The 20,210-nt window shown below is 53.2% G+C and carries 18 protein-coding genes; 3 read left to right on the forward strand and 15 right to left on the reverse strand.

Annotation, left to right across the window (positions count from 1 at the left end):
* Positions 1-134 precede the first annotated feature (134 nt).
* Both SH528x_RS30025 and SH528x_RS30030 read left to right on the forward strand, forming a co-directional pair.
* Entirely contained in the window at positions 135-4,202 is a 4,068-nt protein-coding gene (locus SH528x_RS30025) for a hypothetical protein (protein ID WP_442507107.1), read from the forward strand.
* Between the two features lie 219 nt (positions 4,203-4,421).
* Entirely contained in the window at positions 4,422-5,273 is an 852-nt protein-coding gene (locus SH528x_RS30030; RefSeq protein ID WP_442507108.1) for a sugar phosphate isomerase/epimerase family protein, read from the forward strand.
* 191 nt (positions 5,274-5,464) lie between these two features.
* Here the strand turns inward: SH528x_RS30030 and SH528x_RS30035 are convergent, their stop codons facing one another.
* From SH528x_RS30035 to SH528x_RS30070, 8 genes are all read right to left on the reverse strand, one after another.
* Positions 5,465-6,103 (reverse strand): hypothetical protein, encoded by a 639-nt coding sequence (locus SH528x_RS30035; protein ID WP_442507109.1) that lies wholly within the window; start codon positions 6,101-6,103, stop codon positions 5,465-5,467.
* A gap of 102 nt (positions 6,104-6,205) precedes the next feature.
* A complete protein-coding gene (locus SH528x_RS30040) occupies positions 6,206-6,838 on the reverse strand; it encodes a DUF1294 domain-containing protein (RefSeq protein ID WP_442507110.1) in 633 nt (210 codons plus the stop codon).
* A 549-nt stretch (positions 6,839-7,387) separates the two neighbouring features.
* Positions 7,388-7,630 carry a hypothetical protein gene (locus SH528x_RS30045; protein ID WP_442507111.1) on the reverse strand — a complete coding sequence of 81 codons (243 nt, stop codon included), beginning with the start codon at positions 7,628-7,630 and terminating at the stop codon, positions 7,388-7,390.
* 1,034 nt (positions 7,631-8,664) lie between these two features.
* Entirely contained in the window at positions 8,665-9,018 is a 354-nt protein-coding gene (locus SH528x_RS30050; RefSeq protein WP_442507112.1) for a hypothetical protein, read from the reverse strand.
* Positions 9,019-9,182: 164 nt separating this feature from the next.
* On the reverse strand, positions 9,183-9,545 hold the full coding sequence (locus SH528x_RS30055; protein WP_442507113.1) for a DUF7674 family protein: 363 nt from the start codon (positions 9,543-9,545) through the stop codon (positions 9,183-9,185).
* Positions 9,546-9,603: 58 nt separating this feature from the next.
* Positions 9,604-10,281 (reverse strand): hypothetical protein, encoded by a 678-nt coding sequence (locus tag SH528x_RS30060; protein WP_442507114.1) that lies wholly within the window; start codon positions 10,279-10,281, stop codon positions 9,604-9,606.
* An 861-nt stretch (positions 10,282-11,142) separates the two neighbouring features.
* Positions 11,143-11,586: a cyclic-phosphate processing receiver domain-containing protein gene (locus SH528x_RS30065; RefSeq protein ID WP_442507115.1), complete on the reverse strand. Its 444-nt coding sequence runs from the start codon at positions 11,584-11,586 to the stop codon at positions 11,143-11,145.
* A gap of 26 nt (positions 11,587-11,612) precedes the next feature.
* Complete coding sequence (locus tag SH528x_RS30070) at positions 11,613-11,921, reverse strand: hypothetical protein (protein ID WP_442507116.1); 309 nt, start codon at positions 11,919-11,921, stop codon at positions 11,613-11,615.
* A gap of 648 nt (positions 11,922-12,569) precedes the next feature.
* On the opposite strand from SH528x_RS30070, the gene SH528x_RS30075 reads away from it, so the two are divergent.
* Complete coding sequence (locus tag SH528x_RS30075; RefSeq protein ID WP_442507117.1) at positions 12,570-12,866, forward strand: hypothetical protein; 297 nt, start codon at positions 12,570-12,572, stop codon at positions 12,864-12,866.
* Between the two features lie 307 nt (positions 12,867-13,173).
* Here SH528x_RS30075 and SH528x_RS30080 read toward each other — a convergent pair whose 3' ends face one another.
* The 7 genes from SH528x_RS30080 to trhO form a co-directional block, all read right to left on the reverse strand.
* Positions 13,174-13,845 carry a hypothetical protein gene (locus tag SH528x_RS30080; RefSeq protein ID WP_442507118.1) on the reverse strand — a complete coding sequence of 224 codons (672 nt, stop codon included), beginning with the start codon at positions 13,843-13,845 and terminating at the stop codon, positions 13,174-13,176.
* 261 nt (positions 13,846-14,106) lie between these two features.
* Positions 14,107-14,880: a DUF308 domain-containing protein gene (locus SH528x_RS30085; RefSeq protein WP_442507119.1), complete on the reverse strand. Its 774-nt coding sequence runs from the start codon at positions 14,878-14,880 to the stop codon at positions 14,107-14,109.
* A 277-nt stretch (positions 14,881-15,157) separates the two neighbouring features.
* Positions 15,158-15,790, reverse strand: a complete 633-nt coding sequence (locus SH528x_RS30090; protein ID WP_442507120.1) for a hypothetical protein — start codon at positions 15,788-15,790, stop codon at positions 15,158-15,160.
* A 1,080-nt stretch (positions 15,791-16,870) separates the two neighbouring features.
* Positions 16,871-17,308: a hypothetical protein gene (locus SH528x_RS30095; protein ID WP_442507121.1), complete on the reverse strand. Its 438-nt coding sequence runs from the start codon at positions 17,306-17,308 to the stop codon at positions 16,871-16,873.
* A 317-nt stretch (positions 17,309-17,625) separates the two neighbouring features.
* Entirely contained in the window at positions 17,626-18,435 is an 810-nt protein-coding gene (locus tag SH528x_RS30100) for a hypothetical protein (RefSeq protein ID WP_442507122.1), read from the reverse strand.
* Positions 18,436-18,575: 140 nt separating this feature from the next.
* Entirely contained in the window at positions 18,576-19,088 is a 513-nt protein-coding gene (locus tag SH528x_RS30105) for a hypothetical protein (protein ID WP_442507123.1), read from the reverse strand.
* A gap of 212 nt (positions 19,089-19,300) precedes the next feature.
* A complete protein-coding gene (gene trhO / locus SH528x_RS30110; protein ID WP_442507124.1) occupies positions 19,301-20,203 on the reverse strand; it encodes an oxygen-dependent tRNA uridine(34) hydroxylase TrhO in 903 nt (300 codons plus the stop codon).
* Between the last annotated feature and the right edge of the window lie 7 nt (positions 20,204-20,210).

Consider the following 20,210-nt stretch of genomic DNA (forward strand, 5'->3'; position numbering starts at 1 on the left):
GCTAAGAGCATGAAAAGAGTGGGATAGGCTTCCGGCGGCGTGATTCAAGATCAGCAACCGAATGCATGCCCCCAAATGCCCGCAGTGTTTACTCCCTCCCAACGACGCTTTCTTCTAGAAACGTGCCCCACGAGATGCCAAACCATTCGCCTTCCGATGCACTGAAAGAACCGCTTCGGCGACTGGCGGGTTATCTAAACTTCTCGTCCGGCACGAGCGATCCTGCGATCTTCTCCGCCTGGAACGAAGTCTATCATCAAGCGTCGGCAGGGGACCCGCTGACTGGGCCGGCCTCCTGGTTGGTACTCAAAGACTGGATGACCGAAACGCTCGATTCGCTGCGTGCCAACCAAGCGGCTTTTCGTGACACCAGCCAAGCTCAACGCGTCGTCAAAATTCTCTGTAGCGATCTACTTCCTGCGTACGTCGACTACCACCGCGATTTGCTGTTCCATCAACAACCCGAACTTTTGTTCAACGGTTTTTTCTTGGGGCGCGCAGCCGACGTGATCCTGGCGATCGCTTACGCGGGAGATGCAGAGGACCTAAGCGACGAAGAAGTTGTCGATTCCGCGATCGAACAACTCAACGATTACGTTGGCTACCGGCCAGTGCCGGTGCTCGAAAATCGCCGTTGCGAACCATATCCGCACGAATTTGTACGGCCAATTCCGCTGTACATCGCTGGTGCCGGCGTTTCCGCCGGTCCCTACCACGACGTGATTCAAGCGGCACTGGATGTCCTTCGCAACACGCACCCGGATATCCTTCGCGCGGCCGCATTCGACCTGAATCGCGTGCAAGAACTGTCGCTCGATCCGCGGGCATTCGACTTTGACCACCCTGTAAACCGACGTCCCAATTATCACTTTGGCGGCTGGGACACACGGTCGATCACTCTAGATGGACATTACGACCGTTTCGTGTTGCGCCAAGTAACGTTGGATGCACTGCTGAGCCGTTTGCGTGAACCAAGTGACATGGATCCGTCAGAACTGCTGACCGAAGCAGCGACGGTCTTAGCGGGCACGATATTGATGGCGTCGGGCATTAGCGGTTGGGGCCCCGGTGCCTACACCAGCGACATCACACTAACGTCGCTGATGAAGCCGATCGCTTCCTATCGTGACGCGTTTTACGAAGATCGACTGCACCAACTCCAAGGCCAACATGCTGACCGTTTGGCCCGCGAACAACAAATGCGTCGTCAACCATTTGGAGCGGTTCGCCAACACCTTAACGCGGCACTTGCCGAACGACGTGCCGTCCAAGTCCAACATGTTCAACTCGCTCGCATGTACGCTCGGATGGGATATCCCGATGCGGCCAAGCGACAAGCTGACACGGTGCCCGCGGCATCGGCACGCATGTTTTGCCGAATCGACTGCGACATGACCCTGGGGCTACGTGCCCTGCGTGCTGGACGCATCGATGACGCACTGCGTGTGCCAGCGGAATCGTTCGATTTACTTCGCCGTGCGATCGAATGCGGTGCGGTCATCGACCCCTGGGACATCCTGGGTTTCGGGGGCAACTTTAGTTTGTACCCCAGCCCCGAGTGCAGCGTTCACGATGCCCGCGTCGACGATTTGCTGTTCATGATCGAGCAGATGTTTAGCTACATGGCGAGGGTCTGGAGCGAAGCTGCGGCACAGAACAACCAAGCCGCCTACGACGAAATGGAAACGCGTTATCGTGAGATGGCCGAGTGGTGGCGTCAATTCGCTGCGCACACGATCGAATCCATCGAAGCGGCGGATCCGCTAGAATCCTACGACTCGGCAAAGCTTGTCGCGCGAGCACTGCGACTGTGGCACGAAGGGGGCGCCGAAGCAGGCAACATCGCTTTCTGGGCACCCCACGCTGAATTGTTTGACTCGCCTCGCGCGTACGCACTTGTGATCTCGGCACTACTGGACCGCGACGATTTCACGCCCGCGATGGCGCTGTTGGTGCACTGGCTGAACAATGCGGATCGCGTGGGCCTGCGACTCGGTGGCAGCTCGCTGCCGCGACTTGCTGAGCGATGGTTGTTGCGATTGCGATTTTCGCTCGAAGGCGAAGGCGAAGCCTATGTGCAGCCTTCACTGAAACAAGCAAAGGGAAACGATACTGCAGAAATCTGGCCTCTGGTACGCAAATTCTTTGACTACCTCGAAGCCAACGCCGAATCGTTCTGGTCGGCGCCGAATTTCAATCTTGATCAGTCGCCCGGCGCATCCAAAAACCGTGACTGGGATCGCGAGCTGCTGCAAATCGAAGAAGAAGGTGATGACGAAGCAGGGCTCTATGACGCCGCCTACGAAGACATGTCCTATCGCGACACCACCGACGATGGCAACGAAGGGGCAATTTACGAGTACGGCGATGATGGAAGCCGAGACGAACTCGAGGCCGAATCCAAACGACTGACCGAACACCTTAGCTTCATGCAATCGCTTGCACGCATGTGGGCAGTCGCTGCCGACATCGCCGTGATGGACGAGAACGAAAACGACCTGTCCGACCGCGTGCATTCACTCGAAGCGTGGGGCGCTCGCGCTCGCGAAAACCGCATCGGGCTACTTGAGTTACTCGACGCCGTGCGTCGCTACAAGATCACCTCGGGCGGCAGCGACAAAGAGTCGATGCGTAACTACGATCGCCATCGCGTGCTGCGTGATTCGTTGATGGAACGGATCATTGGCACCGCCGTCGAGATGTCCGATTCACGCCGTTTGGTCTGCGGTGCGTTACTGGCACACCCCACGACCAGCTGGGACTCGATCGACCCCGACGACGAGATGGTCGAAGACGACATCAAAAGCGTCAAGATGTTTGCCGCCTTGATCGCCGGAGATACCGAAGCGGTCCGCAAACAGTTCCCATCGTTTTTGGCAGCACTGCGAGACAAGAACCTGCTGTACATCCCGCTGTCGCGCGGCGGTGATCCGGTGAAGATCTATGTCGCGAGATTGCGACAACGCGTGCTGCGTCACTTGATGTTGTGGCTGCCTCGGCGTGGTCTGATTGCCGAAGCGTGCCAGTTGATTGAAACCGCGCGAGAGATGGAACAACTGAATCCCATCGGCGTCGGCGCGGTCACCGAATTTGATGGACTTTTCCAAGTTGGGTTTCGCGCCCTCGTTGCCTCGATCGTCGAATCGGTACGCATCAATAGTGAAGCAAACCAAGACGAACCGGTGGACGAAAAAGCAGTTGCGGATGACTTGATTCCGCTGCTGGAACGATTAACCGAAACGTTGCTTGGCAGCTGGTTGGCGCATAGTCAAACACTGCGATTGTCGCCGCTAGAAACCGTCACCGATCCAAAGAAGTGGAACCTGCTCGTCGAGTTCATCAAAGAGTATGGCGACCCGATCTTTACTCAGATGTTTTTGCAACTTGGCAACGTTCGCGCCATTCTGCACCAAGGTGTCGGCGTTTGGCTGGAACGGGTACTCGAGGAAGGCGACGACCAATTTTGTGATACAAAACTTTTCGAAGACCTCGAATCGGGCACGCTGAAAATCTCGCGAGCTGAGCGTCCGATCGCGTTGGTCTACGAAGCCCTGATCGATCACCATGCCGAGTACCTCGACTACAACAGCACCACGACACAGAGCGATCGTGGCGACCTAGTCTATATGTTCTTAGACTTCCTACGATTGCGGGTTCGCTATGAACGCATTGCCTGGAACTTGAAACCGGTGATGTGGGCGCACGAGGTGCTCGTCCGCAGTGGACTTGAAGCCGCGTCGGTATTATGGCGGCGCAGTCTCAGCGAACGAATCGATTCGGAAGCCGAGATTTATGTCACCAAGCTTCGCCAGATGCAAAAGGATTATGCAATGCGGATGCCGACCGTCGCTGATCGTATCCTCGAACGCTTTGTACAACCGATGACCATCGATCGCATGCGTGCACTCGTTGGACCGGCGATGCGTGATGCTGAGAACAATCAACCAAGCCGGGCATTTGAATTGCTCGAAGAGGAATCTGAAATTTTGACGCGGCATCCCACCGGTGTCGGACTGGACGTCCCCGCTTGGTTGGACGCACTGGAAGAAGAAGTCGAACAGCTAGCAAAGCGACGGATTAGTAGCGAGATTGATCCTCAATCGTTAATCACCATTCCGGTCACGCCGCTGAGCGTCGATGAATTGAATGACCAATTGACGCTGGCACGCAGTCAAGGGCGTCGTTTGCCGCACATGCAGTAGGCAAACGTCTTATTCGCCTGCAACTTGCGTTTTCATTTTGATGCTATCTCGAAAGAATTTTTCTGCGAAATTTTCTTCTGCGAACAATGCGGATAAACGAATCTTTACAAAAGCGGTCGAGCTATCCATACTGCGACCCGCACGTGATGGACACAGGGCACTCTGTAAACATTCGTCCGGATTAATTCGTTCGAAAAACTCACTGAGAACCAAATCGGAATGGACCACTTTTCGACAAGCAAAGACACACGGATGAACACGCTTGCCATTAGCCAGTTATCAACACTGCGATGGAGTTTCTCAGAAGACGTGCACGCGTACGCATCGCGAGGCTTCACCGGCATCGGAGTCTATCGCCCCAAGCTCGAAGACTTTGGTCTTGACCGAACCATCGAACTGTTAGCCGAAGCCAGCATGTCGGTCACGTCGCTCTCATGGGTCGGCGGCTTTACCGGCAGCGATGGACGCGCGACCGACGACGCGATTGCTGATGCGATTCACGCGGTTCGTGACGCTGCAAACCTGAAGGCCGACACACTGATCGTGTTAGCGGGCGGACAAAACAATCACATTCGTAATCACGCTCGCCGCACACTCTGCGATGCACTGCACGAGATCGCGATTGTCGCCGAAGAGTTCGGCGTTCGCTTGTCGCTCGAACCGTTCCACCCGGGATGTGGAGATGAATGGTCGTTTGTAAACGACTTGCAATCGACCCTCGACATCATCGAAACGGTCAACAGCCCCAACCTAGGTTTGGTACTCGATACATATCATGTGGGCATGGACGAAGAGGTTGTGCGTTGGCTACCCGACGTCGTACCTCATTTGCACCTCGTTCAACTTGGTGACGCCCGCCATTCACCGCTAGGTGAAATGAACCGCTGTCTACTGGGCGAAGGCTGTGTTCCGCTACGCACGATCCTGGAAACGCTTCGCGAGCATCGCTACAGCGGCCCACTCGAAGTGGAATTAATTGGCGAGGATGTCGAGACTCATTCCTACGACGAGATTCTCGATCACGCCCGCAACTTCTTTGATCGCATGCCCGGACTCGTCGGCCACAAGTAAGACGAGCGGAACAGCAAAGTCTCGATCACGCAATATGCGGCCGCAGTGACCATTGCTCCAGACGCAACATCTAGCTACGGAGCAACGGAGGTAATGCACCTCAGCTTCATGATTGCCCGCGAATCACGCCAATCACCGCGAATGTTCGTCACGTCAACGCACGGCTGATTGCGGCATGACTCTGTTGCGGTTTAGCGGGCGTAGTCGGGATACAAATCCGGTGGTGGCGTACCAAGTTCTGCATTTGTCTCTTGTGTGTGACCGTGGCCCCAAAGCACATGTATCCACGCTCCATCAGCCCCAGGATACCAACAATGAACTCGACCATCATCACTGCTGTAGAGCCAAAACTGTTCATTGGTCCCCCAAATCCAGTAGACATTGAATTGTGGATAGAAGTCAGTTTGTTCATCGTGTAATGAATTACCATTTCGATCTTGGATTTCGACGGTCCATCCTCCGGATTTTGCGCGTACGTACGCCAGATGTTTTCCGGATGGACTTATCGCAGGCTTTTGTTTGTTAATTGACCGCGAAGGTTCGATGCCAAGATACGGCAAGACAACCAGCGCCGTGACGGGCAAAACAAAACCGATGCACCGAATCACGTTGCGAAAACGGAACTTGCGATCGAGTGATACCCAGATTGCCTGCCACACCCCCGACACAGTTACAAAAATCGCCGTTACGGGAACGGCCAGAATCCAACCAATCGGATTGAGACCGGGAAGAAGCAACACTAGAAACACCAATGTATTTAGCGCAACCAAGAAAGCCGTCGACGGTTTTCGCGGCATCGCATCATGATTGGATTCGATTTCTTGTTCCACTGGACACTCCCAACTCCCAGCTCCCAACTTCGCCACCCAGGCCAGCACTTACCAGGCGAGATCCACACCCGCTCGTCAATCAGACTTTGCTAGTCCGCGCGTTTATCCGTTGGTTAGCCCTTGCGACATGTCGAAAATGGAACGAAGCACAGCCGCACCTGACGGCGAGAACAACCATCCCAGAGCACTGCAGTTGACCGCGATGGTAAACCAAAACACGACTTGAAAAGACTGTTTTTTGGATTTGTGACGAAACAGCGACTGGGCGGCTGAAGCACCTGGCCAACCACCGATCAGCCCCCAAAAGTGCAATGTGCTTTCTTGTGTTCGCCAACGGCCCTGTCTGGCAGCTAATTTGTCGAGCCCGTAGGCAACAAATGCGACAACGCTGGCGACGAAATAGAGTCCGAGAATTGGAAATGGCAGCTTTCCAGAAGCTGCTGCCCCCGTCAGAACACCCAGAAAGATTCCGGCAAACGTGAGCGAGGCGTATTCAAGTCGAAAGGAGGTGTTCCACGGCAGACGCTCGCCAGCGAACACGACGCGTTCAGCACACATCCGCCCCTCGGCATCCGTACCGACCTCGTAAGTCACCATATCATTTTCAACGGGCCGGCGATGTCGACCTGAAAAAGACTTGATGTGAACGAAGACTTGACTTCCGTCGCCAATCGGGGTGATGAAGCCAAATCCTCGTTCATCATTCCAGTTCGCTATTTTGCCTTGATACCGCATTTAAAGTTTTCCGAGGATTACCATCAGTGATCACCGAGTCCAAACGGTCGATCTTCCATTCAAAATCCACTCGCAAGCTGGAGGTTCGGCGAGTAGGCCGAGGTTGCTCCAGCTTGGGTTAAGATTAAGGCTTGAAGTTGCTGTTGGCCACCGGTTTATCCAAAGGCTGTCACCCGATTTTCACGTGCTTCATTGCCCCTCGGCTTCTCTAAAACTCGGACGTGCCGAGTTACAGCAAGCCGCGCCGGGGTCGATTGCGATCGCTGCCGTTGTTAGGTGGTCAACACAATTTACCGGAGCTCAATTCAGGTCCCCGGTTCAACCACCCGTCACCGCGTTCAACAGAACGCTACGTCCCTTGCTGATCGAATACATGCGAGAATTTTTTTTGGTAGGAATATGGAGGTAGGAAGATACCGTGAGATCAACAGCGACGGAGAGACGAATGGCGGACAGGCCAATGGGGACGGGAGTTGACGTTGATGAGCGAAGCGAACGCGTAACTTTCCTCGACGTCGCTGCATCGGGTTATCACTCAGCAATTCGGCGTTAACGTTCAAATATAGAAGAAAGTATCAAACGGATCATTGCATTGATTTCGACACAAAAGCAACCATAAATGAATCCGACGAAGGCAAACGGTGTCGCGACGATGATTCCAGTAACGGTTCCGAGGATCGCGCCAATTCCGTACCCCAACCCCGCAAACAAGCAGCCAAATAGCACGCCAAGAAGCAGTCGCAACCCCAACTCCATACTTTCGGCGACGTCCCCAGCCTTGATGGGGCGCATGCATTTTTTGCAGCACCCGTTATTCAAATCTGCCGTGGACTGAAGGATTGGCGATCCACATTTCGTACATTCTGTTTTGGGTTCCGTCATGTTTTTCGAACGAGAGATTTCGTGTAGAGCTGAAAGCGTGACAACAGCGGAATTCATGGGGTGCTGGAGGCGGAATTGTCCGCGTCGCGAAGGAGCCTCATACGTTCTTCTTCGTCTCGCACCTCCTGTAACGCAACAGCTTCGGGTGGCAGTTTGAACTCGGGACGGGCGGGGAAATACTGTATTTCATCGGCCGAGTGCATGACAGGGAGCGCGCGGTCAGAGCTAGGTGTCCGAGTCTTGCATCCACCGATACTGGCGAGCAGTGTCGCCAACGTCAAGAGTATCACACAGCCCGTCGCTGAATGCAGTTGTGAGGTTGGTTGTTTGAACGACATTATTAAATCACGCCCCCCGTCCGCACCTGTGAAAGCGATGGCATCTCCACACCATCCACCCAGCATAAGTGCCAACGGTCGCGCAGAGCAGTCTGACGGCAAGTAGCGGCGACGAACTCGATGGCAGCCAGTTCCAGATATCCGTCACACCGTGTTCGGAGCAGGCACCGAGAAATCCGATTACAAAGGAAAAGCAAGCAAGTGCGGTCCACGGAAACTTTGTAAACGATCGGTTGTCGATTGTGAGTCCGACAACAAGGGGTGCAACCGAAAACGGGTTGATTCGAAAGCCGTCAACAATCGGCGACAAAACCAACGGAAACGCAATGGAGAGGATGGCGAGCAGACGTAGCGCATAACGTGTTGGCTTTACGAAAGTGTCCGGCAATCGAGTTGCAGGCTCAGTCCCCGATTCGGCCGTCGCGTCCTCCGCTGGAGGTTCGTACGGGTTTGCGAGTTGAGTCAATTAACGCATTCCAGATGATGTAGCGGCCCAGATGATGTAACGGCCCAGTGCATGCGGGCGGCGGTGAACGACTTAACCATAGCCACGACGGCGACCACCGCGTCTCCGGTGCACACGTCGGCCATCGGTCATTTCCGCGATTATAGCGGGACGACCATCGCAAGCAATCGAGGACCCAAAAAGGACAGGCCCAGAGAACCGATGAAGGAGCATGTCGCCAAACGCGACCGTTTTTTGAACCAACAAAGCGCAGAAAAAAACGAAATCAAACCGCACAATGCCACCAAGGCAGAAGCGGTCAGAATGTAAATCGAAATTTGCCCCTTCGCTAAGGATGCCGATGAGAGTGATCCAGCAATACTCGAAACCGCCATGCCAAGCATCGCAACGCCAACTAGGCCAGAAAGCCATGCCATCACAACAGCCAAACGAAAGCGTTTTGCATCGGAAGTTTCGGTGGTGGCATCAGGTGGCGAGTATGGGTTGTCAGTCATAGGGCTTGTGTCGCATTAGTTTTCAATACGTTGATGGCTTCATGGATTTCAGTCGGATAACGTAGGAGGTCACGGGGGACGAAAAATCGATTCACCACTTCAAAAGGTACTTCGGGCGCATGTGATGGTTCCACCGGATTGTGGATGGCAATCAAACGAATATATCATGCTGAGGTGTCGGGCGAACCGGAAATCGACTGAGCACGCTCACGTTTGAGCGAAGGTGTAAGGAGTTGAAGAGCCCAAGAACGCGGCGTGCGTTCATCGTGGAAGCGTAGGTCTTCGACATAGACGACGTGGAAAAGCGATCGCATCTCCGGATAACCCCAATCTAAAACACGATCGGCCATCTCAAAAAGCTCAAGGACGCGCTGCCGATCATGGTCATCAATTGCGGCTTGCGTGTGCTTTCGAAACGCCAGGAATGCGAAGTGCAAACGAGTCTTGGTAGACTCGCCCTCAAAGTCGAGAGACAACTCTGGAAACTGCCTAAGCGCCCACTCAAGAAATGTAGTACGAAACGTCATCGTGTATCACGCTTTGTGCTGGAACAGTTGCGATCGCTGAGCTGATGCACCCAATTCACTATCCACCGTCCTCCTCCGTGCGCACTTCATGTTTGACAAAAGCATCCGGCTCACCAATACGTTTGATGCGCAAATAGCAATCAGTCCCTGAAACCATCGCGATCCAGTCGTTGCCCTCATACATCCGCGTTTTGATGATGCCGAAGTGATCTGGAAATTGCATCCTACTTCCGTTACTTGGAAAAACGAAGTCGTTGTCTGCGTCTATCCCCTTCGTGTGCAACGAATTGCATGTATCGAAAGCAACGCAGTAGACAAAGAAATCAGATAGTCGGTCCCCCCAGATTTTCGGTTCGTTGCCTACCATCAGCGAGACGACTGGTGGATCATCGCGATCAAGGTCTGGAATCAAAACGCCCCAAGAAACCGAAGCCAGCCCGTTGAAAATCTTTTCGGTCCGCAGCACGAGCACGCCATCCGAGTCTCTCATCTCAGCGGGGTGAACGTTTCGAGCACGATCGCAAAGAGCGGATGAGATTTTTGCAAAGCGTGGCAACCACTCTCGAAGTGCACTTGGAAGTTTGTGATTGACGGTTGTTTGCACCTGCGCAATCGAGGCCTCTGGATAGCCGCGCTCGCCGCCCACTTCCCCGTGCCAGTAATCCAAGAAATTGGCCAGCGTAGCCCAGCAGTCTTCGCGTTGCTCTGGCATGTCGGTGAAGAAGGGTGGCGTCATGGAGCTAATCTCGTCTCGACAGACGGTTTCTCTGTCGGATTACGTTGAAATTCACGGGGTGGCTGGAGTTGTTCATCCACTTCGACAAACATGCAATGGAAAGAAATGGAATCGCAAGGCAGAAAGCCGCCTTCGCAAAGCGAGCGATTCGAGAAGCATTGGGCGAGTCGGTTTGATTGGAAGGCATTAAGTAGATTTCAGTCGAAAAAAACGATTCGCGTATCCGGGCGAATGCAGCTGAGCGGCAGCAATTGAATCACCATTTGCAAGAAGCGAGCACCGCCGCTCTGTCATCATCGCGCAGTTAACCGCGTTTGTCACAACCAAGTATATTCAATATTAGCGATGACTTGGCGGGATAAGAACTGGAGACGGGTTGACGTCGATCGAAGTCACATTTTCACGCGGGGACCAATCTAGCGTATCGTGGTCCTGACTTGCAGGTTCGGCCAATTACTGAACCAGATGCGTGCGAACGACTCCCGCGACCGAATCTTCAGTAATACCTTTGCGTTTGCAATAGTCCGATGAAAGCCAAACAGCCAACTCTTTAGATCCTTTGCTTGCGTTGCACGAATTACAGCAAAGAGCAATGTTCTCCAAAGTCACGATACTAGCGTCATTTACAATGTGCTCCCAAGTTGCGAGACCCTTTCGTGAACCGTCACGCGAGTCAGTTGCCGCAAATACGATACCGCAGTAAATGCACGCCTGATCGCGCTCGCGAATTACCGTCTCCATCTCGGAAGGGATTCCCCAGCGATTCATGTTTCGTTCACGTAACGGTACTGAGTCAGCGGGGAATGGGAGATGAGTATCCATTCAATTGAACAACCACCGCCCCTTTGCTGCATCCACGGATTACCCTCCATTTCCTGTTTTGGGGGAATTACCCAGCATGATCATTTCAACAGCAGTAGGATACCAATACGATTCAATCCAGTCATCACCGATTGGAGCAATGCGATCAACGGTCCAACCGGCATCTCGCATCGAGAACATCATGCTGTCGGCGGCGGGCGCATTCGTAGAGTGAATTAGTGCGGGACAATTCGCGTCTTGGGTTGTTAGAAAAGTCGACACATCACGCCCATCACCGGGATCTGGGTCATCAGGCGAGTCGACGAACAGGTCGTGGTCAAGGCAGATCAAGCACGGAGTCGAAGTCAATGCCGAGTATGCAGCGATGAAAGTGGGTGCAGTTCGATAGACTTCGAGTCGAACGCTGGGATGGTGAATCGCGATGATCGCATTGAATCGCCTTATACGGTCAAGATCGTCTTCGAGCATCACGAGGTATCGCATCGGCGTTTGGCACTGCGTAATTTGGGTCAGGTGACGGTGGATTTACGGGGCGGCGGGAGTTGATCATCCACTTCGAGACGCGTGGCCACCGCCACTCCCGTGCAAATCCCTGGCTTATTGCCAGATTGACGCAGTAGGTGGAACAGACGCCGAAAGCAACGAAAGAAGCACAAAATGAGGCACATCACCGCAAGCAAGACAACTAACAACGACAGGCAATAAAACGCAAAATGCGAATCGTAATAGAGGCTGGACGCTCCGGACAGATAGGCGATTGTGGGATAGTCTTCACGGAGCGAGAAAACCACCCCAGCAAGCAATGTAAGGAAGAGCATGCTCGTTATCGAAAAACTAATTTGCTTGAAACCAGAAGAAAGGAGCCGCTTAGAGGCGAAAAATAACGACAGCGTGAGGAGCGTCCCAGACGCAACGTTGATTGCAAGTATTAGATTGAGCCAGTAGGGGATGTCTGTCGTGGTTACAGCAAAAGTGTGATGGCCACCCAAAGGCCCGACAGTGTGAAGCACCGATGGCAAGCTTGGTGTCGCAATTGATTGCGAGTTGCTCCAAGCGTACGAAGCAATTGGCCAGCCACGAATTGCCCGATTCCGCCACATTTCATGGTCGTAAAACGAAAGAGGACTCGTTGTGAGGTTACGGTCTATCAGCAACTCGAAACGATTTACATTTGCGAACGCTATCACGAAGCAAATTGTGAACAGAGCAGCAACAGTAGTAGACGCTTTCATCTGAGTCGAACGACGTTATGGTTCAGCGGGCGGATGCGAGCGATGCTTCATTGCGAGAGAGGTCACCATGCCCGCGCCGGACGAGTAGAACGGTGTCTCTCGGATATTAGGATACGCTTTGCATTCAAGGTTTGCCAGAGATTTTCCCCTGTGGTCTCACAATAGCCGTTCCTTGTCCAATGGATCACCGAGATATCTAGGTACAGCCGATTGCATTGTGAAGAGACGCCGTGAATGTTCACGCAATTGCGATGTTCCGTATTCCATGGCTCGCACGCTGGATCGTTGGTCCGAATCGATTCGTCACTGGCTCTATTCATCACTGGCAACTCGTTGGATCTCGCCATCGTGATTCTGATGAATTGTAACGGCCTGCTGATCGGAGCCTTCGACGAGGATTCGCCGGTTGTCACCGATCATCAGGTTTCCCTGAATGACGATTTTTCGCGTTTCAGTGCGTGTATCAACGCGGATGGCGACAATCTGGTGCTGATCGGTCTCGATGATTCTGGTGCTGATCGGTCTCAATGATATTGTCAGCGATGACATGATTCGCTTTCGGCGTGTTTAGCTTGTCACCCGCGGCCTGGTTGATAGTGATGTTGGCGTTCCAGATCGTTCGCCGCTCCTCGCCGCTGGACTTGCGACCGTTAAGCGAAAAGACGTTGCCGTTGATAACGTAGCTGAGCGAATCGGGAATCCAAAGCCGCTCGCGGCCGCTGCCAGTGATGGTGTTGCCATTGATTAAAACGGAGCTGGATGAAATGTCCAACGGTTTGCCGTGGTTGGCACATCAACTTTCTTTGCGAGCGAATGAAATCTGGCTTGCGTTGCCGGCTCAATCGGATTGTGGGGGCTCGGCAATGTTCGTTTTATGGCCGTTCTTGAGCAACGGTTCAAGCCGTTCCCTTTCGAGCGCATACAGCAGCACGATACCTGGGCCAAACGTCCAGACGAGCACGGTCCCTCCAAGCACAAGTCCAGTATAGGACCCTCTAACGCAGTAGCAATGATCGCGATTCAACGCCATCGCGTGCACGGGTGCCGCAACCATTAACTCAACAACGCTGCCAGCAAACAGCCATCTTAGCGTCTTTGTGATACAGGTCCGGCGATCGCGACCACGCCAGTGTGCAAAAAAAAGAACCGCCCAGATACACCAAGCGACGGCCATAACCGACCACACAATGGAAAATCGTGGCGCGTTTATTCGTGCAACATCACTTTCAATGGGCCAAGCCCACCAATCGGGTATTTCGAGCAAAGTTGCCACGCCCGCAGTCGACAGCAGCGTTGACATTAGGGCCGCGATGATCACGGACCAAGCCATTGGCCGTCCTTGGTCGGCAAGTTGTAGTCGCAGATTGCCGCGTGGGCACAGAAATAACCACTGAGTTACCAACATCAAGCCAACGATTAGAAATGTGTTTGCCGCATGCGACAGGTGTTGGCCGAGAATGTCAAGTATCGGACCACTTAAGCCAATGGGCGTGCCAAATGCGCCAGACATGTCGAAAGGCGGTGCCCCCAGAAGGTACCAAACGCCCAAGGTAAAACAACACACGCCCACAACGAGCATGAGACGCCGAACACGCACTGCTGATAACCGTGGATTGGGCATCAAATCGTCCTTACGTACGCTTCTGAATGAGAACACCGTCGTGCAACTTTAGCGGCATAACGGCAGCCGTCGCAGGGCACGGAGAGACGACATTTCTATTTAAAAAACCACGCAAGCCGTGCTCCGTGTGCATGCGATGCTTATCGCCAATTAGTGATTTGAGGCAGCAAGATAGGTCACGTCCGTTTCCGGTTCATGCCAGATTGTATACCCTCCAAAGTCGCTTGCACGCGTTACGTGCAGTTCGAGCATTCCAGGTGTATATGTCCAGTCGGTATCGGAAAATCGTCGTGCGAAGATCTTGGCACTGAACTGCTCCGTCGATTGACTCGTCCATTCATCATCGTCCTCAGGTAGATTTAGATTCGGTTTTAGAGACCGCGTTCGTTCTACCCAGGATGTCAAATCGTCAGTCGCAACTGTGAATCTCGCCCGATGTCCCATCTCATCTTGAAATAGCGTGATACCTTTCGCACTGCTTGGTAGCTCAATGTACCAGTCATTGGGGATGTCGGCCGCGTTTGCATATTCAAAGCGACCGTATCGGGATTGATCGCCAATTCCAGTTTCTGCCAAATTAAATATTACCGCGCACACAAGACAGGCGAACGCGGATGACACCGCAATGAACCCTCGTCGCCTTCTTCCGGCCCAGAAGAACAGCGACGCAAAGATCAATGCAAATCCAGAGACGAGCAGGCATAGGATTGCTGCAAGATCGGAAAAGAGAGGCGTTCGCACGAACACCAAGGTTCCGTACCCGCCGCAGAGTGGCATGAACACAACAGCGAAACCAAGGAGAACCGCGACGACTGCCACGCTTTTCAATGGTCTCTGATGCGCAGCATCCTCGGCATCGAAGGCTGGCGACGATTGGTCGAGCGCGCTTGGCGGCGAGTGCGGATTGGATAGATTCTCAGTCACTGAAGTCGATTGCGATGTCCAAGTCGCGACCGGTTTTGGTCAAAAACGAGTCGCTCGATCGTGGGAGCGAGAGTAGTGCAATCGCGATGCAAATAGTAAGCAAGGCAATGTAGCGGATTGTCATATCACGACTATTTAGGATCGAACTTCAATCGAATAACGGTCAGGATCTCGGCGATCCGGCGGATGATGCTGTGATAGCCTTGTTACTAACCACCGGATTTGCTGTGGACTCGATCGTTCCCCGACATCTTCGCGACTCTGGTGCATTGCTTCGCTACTTAACTCCTTTCGCTTCCGGAGGTGCGATACGCATTGCATCCGCAATTTTGTAGAAGCTTCTTGCACTTCGGCACCGCGGCATTGCGTACCAGTCGCCGTCGACCTGCGCTACGACGATCCGTGTTTGATACTCAAGCCCATCGTAACCCTCAGCTGCCACGTCAATGCACACGAACGCCTGACCATAATACGTGCTCATCATCTGGGATTGTAGCGCCGCGACCTGTTTGTCCTCGGTATCGAAGGAATTAACTGCGACAATGCGTATTGGCTTTTTGGGGTTGATTCCCTTGCGGAGTTCACGGAGGTCGTAAAAGGAGAAGCGTTCGCCGTCGTGACTGAATTCTGTTTCATGAAGGCATTCGGCAAATTTCTGCAGGGTATCAATCGGACCGTCGCAGACACCAAGCAGTAGATGTTGAACGAAGTGCGTCGGCGATTCAGTGGAAATCCCACGAAACAGAGTTCGAGCTGCAGCTTCAGGACTGGCAGCAGCTTCGCGGTTAAATTCAAACGGAGCAAGCGACGGGGTCGCACTTATGGCTGGAGTGTTGAAACCGTATGCCATTGCGGCGACGAAGCCAGTTACAACGAGCAGGCAGGCAACGGTAGCAGAGCGACTTTTCATAGTAATGATCTTCGTGTAGTGCCCTGCCAAATAACGGCGGACATACCCCACCCGCGGGAAAGGATTTCCAATTAGCAACTCGCCCAGCCACCGCGACTTGCGGCGCGTAGAACAGCGTCCTTCGGTTGTTAGGATACGCTTTGTGTTCACGGGTTGCCACAAATTTCTCCTCGGAGTGTCACAATGTTCGATCCGCGACAAATTCAATACAGCCCAATGGATCACCAAACCGTCTCAGAACCGCCGATTGCATTGTGATGAGACGTCGTCAACACCTATTGAGATTCGTGGAAATTCGCCTGATTCGTGGCCAATCCAACATCTACAAATTCACCTGCTCATCATCGCGAATGAGCGACGCATGATGACCTAGCCAAAGGCAGAATACAAAGCGGCCTATGCTGGGCGAAATATATATCGCTGAGCAGAGCTGCTTCAGTGCTCGCGCATTCTACTTGCACCGATATCTGCCACAATTGGTTAAAAAATGGGAGGTTAGAAGATAGAAAGACATTCCGATAACCTTGTCCGCATCGGCCACGAATCTTTCACCTTCGACATTTCAACCTATCGATTGCGCCCGAAATCCACCATCTCGCTCGGATCAACAATACGGCCCATTTGCCGGAGAACATCTCCCGGGAAGTGAGCAGAGCGATGTGTGACGTCCCTGCTATCTACCAGAGGCAAAAAAGTTTGCCTTCGAACACACAGACTCCTCACACCTCACTCCTCACGTCGACCGAACAAACGTTGGTATCCGTAGGTCCGCAACGAAGAAGGGAAACACGAAAAAGTGGTGGCAGCTAAATGCCGCGAAAACGATGAAGCGATACACGACAAATGGCCACGCCCGTGAATGGACTTGTGAAGTTCACAATTCACTGGGGTCGCGATGTAGCAGTCGCTGGCACGCGAGCGGGGGAGCGGCGTGAGTTCGCGGGAGAGAATGGAAAAGCTAGATTGACAATTGGAAATTGAAAACTGGAGAGGGTGCGTTTGATGATAGGCTGGAAGGGATACTGACGACAGGCTGGAAGCCTATCCCACATTTTTAGACTGGTAGCCTATCTCACAATTTTAGCGACGTGTTGTTTCGTCGTTGGCTTGGGCGGTTTGTGAATCCCAGAGTGGGATACGGCGGTCTTCCGAAAGAAACTCGCGGTTCACTCGCTCGGGGTCTTGTTGGGACCATGTCTCGCGCATCGATGATGAAGTCACCATTTTTCGCACACCATCATCATGCCAAACACATTCGTAAAGCGTGGGGTTCCAGCGACGTGTGGGCAATTGCGACGGCTTTTTGATCAACCGCCAGGCGCGAACGTGGAACCGCTTCTCTTGCTTTGACCAATCGTAGAAGATCAGCTGCTGAAACACCTCACGTCCGTTCTCATCGACAAAGTGATTCAGCTCGATCATATCGACCCGCTGAGTCATGCTGGCTGGACTTTCAACCGCCGAGCCAGAGACAGCACTGGCAACAAGAAAAGTGGCAATGGACCAAAATGTAGACATCGCGATTCTCCTTCATTTAAAATCACTACACTGGCGTTAGCGAATCGAACCAACGCGTGTAAAGAGCGATTTCTAAGACCAAAATACCGGGGGGCGAAGACGCCCACATCCCGATCCGCGGCAACATTGACCACCACTGCTGCCAAAACGTTGCCGAGAAAAACTGGGCAAATAGCGAACAATTCGGCCCCGACGACGCTAACAGCGGTCATGTCGGATTCGCCTTACGATGACACCGACCGTCGCTGGATCGTGCGTCCCGGCGAGAGCAACAATGCGGAAATCCGCAATAAAAACAGCTCCACCAGACCGGCAAATTAAGCCGATGGCTGCTCGGCAACCTCAGCGGAAACGTCCTCGCTCGGAGCCGCGTCTACCGCCTCTTCACCTGCTGGCTGTTCCCCGTCGGGCTCTTCCCCGGCTGGCTTTTCTTCGAGCGGCGTCTCGGTTCGGACGCGAAGTCGGACGCGGTCGCCCTCGAAATCAATCGCCTCAAACCGCCCTAACCACTTCGCGGTCTCCGGGTTTTTGTAAAAATCTTTTGCCAAGTTATCGCCCGCCATGGCATCGACGATCGCTTGTGGAACCTCGCTCCCTTTGACCTCGGCGCCCATCAATTTAATGACCACCAATCCGTCTTGGAGCGACACGTCGAAGCGAGCTTTTGCATTGAAGAAACGGCCCTCGCCCCCAGGTAATGCATCGGTGGGCACACTAACGTCACCCACGACTTGCCCGTCGACAATTTCGATGTGCAATTTGCCATTCAGATGCTTGTCGCGACTAATCAAGGCATTGATATCTCTGGCGTTTAACACCAACTCTTTATATTGAACCTCGGGCTCGACTACCTCAAGCGACTGCTTGAACGTTTCGATTTCAGCCTCAAGTTCTTCAAACTGCTCAGGCGCGTACTGAACCGTTGGCATTTCGGCCGGAGCACTGGCAGTAAATTTCTCGATTTGCCCCGAGTAGAGCCAATAGGCTCCGGCGGCCACGCACCCCAAGGCTGCGGTGAAGAAAAAGAAGCCGCCGAGACAACCATAAAACCAACAACCCTTCGAATTCACGGATGCTGGAGATCCAGTGTTTTGCTCAGAGCGATCATCGCTAGATGGATTGGACATGGAACTTCGGGCGGAGGCTATCTGCAGGCGGGGGGAGTTAAAAAGACCTCAAATGAGTGCCTCTAAACACATCTCACCGATCCAGGCGCGGAACACGCTCGCGCTCCGCTGCCTCAATCAACTGTACTCGATAACGAGTACTAGCCAACACACCACATTTCTTGAAACCATTGGACTCGCACAGCACGTGTGGCGGTGTACTTTCCAGCCGCGGGATCAAATTTGTTGTTTACAAGAAAGCTGATGAGGGCGTCGTGAGGCACTTCGGCGTGCTGAGCCACAACATCGACGGTTTCGCTTTCCGGCTTCCAATCGTATAACAATTTGTTGTCACGCTCGAACCATTGGTCCAAGTACTCGGCATTGTTGCCGCTAGTGACGACAAAATCGCATTGTTTCTTGCACAAAAAGCACAACAACCTCGCCGATAATTCGCGTGCTTCGGCGGTGTTATTGTTGCATGTGTTTGCCGCGATATTCCAGATGCTAACAAAGCCATCTTCATCGATATCGCTGGGCGATGCCTTCACATCGGAGACCGACAAAGCTGCGACGCCAACGGGGCCCTCAGGCTCGGTTGTTGCTGCATCCGCAGTGGCTTGACCTTCGACCGCAGGTTCCGAAGGAGTTTTCTCTAGTTCCGCATCCGACATTTAAATTCCTCAGTAATATCAAACTATTTCACGCAATCGTTCAGGTATGTCTGTATTGTAACATACTGAACAGAAAAAACGCATCCGTGTTTAAACAGATCACGTCGGGTGTGATCAAACCCCGCAATTCGCAGTAGATTATCACGCCTAAGCGATCACTAAATCCGACTCGTGGGTTCAATCGACAACCTTAAGAAAGCATCAAAAAAGGACTAACTTTTTTGCTTTGCTTGTTCGACTTGCCGTTGCCGCTCGGCAAATCGACGTTTTTGTTCTTCGCTGATTTTGTCAACGCACTGCGGACAATGAATCCCTGGGTTGTAATCGGGATGCTGCTGGGCCGCCGAGTCAACCGGCCAACCGCAAGCAAAGCACAGCACATGCTCGCTGACGTTGAGCCCGTGGCCGACAGCGACTCGTTCATCGAAAACGAAACAGTCGCCGTTCCACCGCGATTCTTCCTTGGGAACCTTCTCGAGGTATTTCAAGATGCCTCCGCGAAGATGATACACCTCTTTGAAGCCACGCTGCTTCAACAACGCCGTTGACTTTTCGCAGCGAATTCCCCCCGTACAAAACATCGCCACCTTGGTGTGTTTTTCAGGATCGAGATTCTCATCGACGTAATCAGGAAACTCGCGAAACGAGTGCGTGTCGGGACTGGTCGCTCCTTCGAACGTACCAATCGCGACTTCGTAATCGTTTCGAGTGTCGATCAGAACCACGTCGGGGTCGCTGATCAACTCGTTCCATTGTTCGGGGTCGACGTAGGTACCCACCGCGTCGTTTGGGTCAATTCCTTCGACACCGAGCGTGACGATCTCTTTTTTCAAACGAACTCGCGAGCGCTTGAATGGCAGTTCGTCGCAATACGATTCCTTCACATCCAGATCGGCCAATCGCGGGTCCGAGCGAAGCATCGACAACAACGCGTCGATCCCTTCTCGTGATCCCGCAACCGTTCCATTGATCCCCTCCGTTGCAAGCAGCAACGTGCCTCGGACCTTGCATGCGATCATCTCTGCGTGCACGCGAGGTCTGAGCTGGACGTAATCCGGCAGCGACACGAACCGATACAAGGCCGCAACCACTACCGCAGGGGATTTATCCGTCATCGTATTC

This window comes from Novipirellula methanifontis (assembly GCF_052161655.1).
Lineage (GTDB): Bacteria > Planctomycetota > Planctomycetia > Pirellulales > Pirellulaceae > Novipirellula.

Bases quoted from the DNA above. Each gene is read 5' to 3' on its own strand.
- SH528x_RS30075 (WP_442507117.1), top strand. From the start codon at position 12,570: ATGTTCACGCAATTGCGATGTTCCGTATTCCATGGCTCGCACGCTGGA.
- SH528x_RS30060 (WP_442507114.1), bottom strand. From the start codon at position 10,281: ATGACGCCACCCTTCTTCACCGACATGCCAGAGCAACGCGAAGACTGC.
- SH528x_RS30065 (WP_442507115.1), bottom strand. From the start codon at position 11,586: ATGCGATACCTCGTGATGCTCGAAGACGATCTTGACCGTATAAGGCGA.
- SH528x_RS30055 (WP_442507113.1), bottom strand. From the start codon at position 9,545: ATGACGTTTCGTACTACATTTCTTGAGTGGGCGCTTAGGCAGTTTCCA.
- SH528x_RS30025 (WP_442507107.1), top strand. From the start codon at position 135: ATGCCAAACCATTCGCCTTCCGATGCACTGAAAGAACCGCTTCGGCGA.
- SH528x_RS30040 (WP_442507110.1), bottom strand. From the start codon at position 6,838: ATGCGGTATCAAGGCAAAATAGCGAACTGGAATGATGAACGAGGATTT.
- SH528x_RS30050 (WP_442507112.1), bottom strand. From the start codon at position 9,018: ATGACTGACAACCCATACTCGCCACCTGATGCCACCACCGAAACTTCC.
- SH528x_RS30090 (WP_442507120.1), bottom strand. From the start codon at position 15,790: ATGAAAAGTCGCTCTGCTACCGTTGCCTGCCTGCTCGTTGTAACTGGC.
- trhO (WP_442507124.1), bottom strand. From the start codon at position 20,203: ATGACGGATAAATCCCCTGCGGTAGTGGTTGCGGCCTTGTATCGGTTC.
- SH528x_RS30095 (WP_442507121.1), bottom strand. From the start codon at position 17,308: ATGTCTACATTTTGGTCCATTGCCACTTTTCTTGTTGCCAGTGCTGTC.
- SH528x_RS30070 (WP_442507116.1), bottom strand. From the start codon at position 11,921: ATGCTCTTCCTTACATTGCTTGCTGGGGTGGTTTTCTCGCTCCGTGAA.
- SH528x_RS30100 (WP_442507122.1), bottom strand. From the start codon at position 18,435: ATGTCCAATCCATCTAGCGATGATCGCTCTGAGCAAAACACTGGATCT.
- SH528x_RS30045 (WP_442507111.1), bottom strand. From the start codon at position 7,630: ATGCGCCCCATCAAGGCTGGGGACGTCGCCGAAAGTATGGAGTTGGGG.
- SH528x_RS30030 (WP_442507108.1), top strand. From the start codon at position 4,422: ATGGACCACTTTTCGACAAGCAAAGACACACGGATGAACACGCTTGCC.
- SH528x_RS30105 (WP_442507123.1), bottom strand. From the start codon at position 19,088: ATGTCGGATGCGGAACTAGAGAAAACTCCTTCGGAACCTGCGGTCGAA.
- SH528x_RS30080 (WP_442507118.1), bottom strand. From the start codon at position 13,845: ATGTCTGGCGCATTTGGCACGCCCATTGGCTTAAGTGGTCCGATACTT.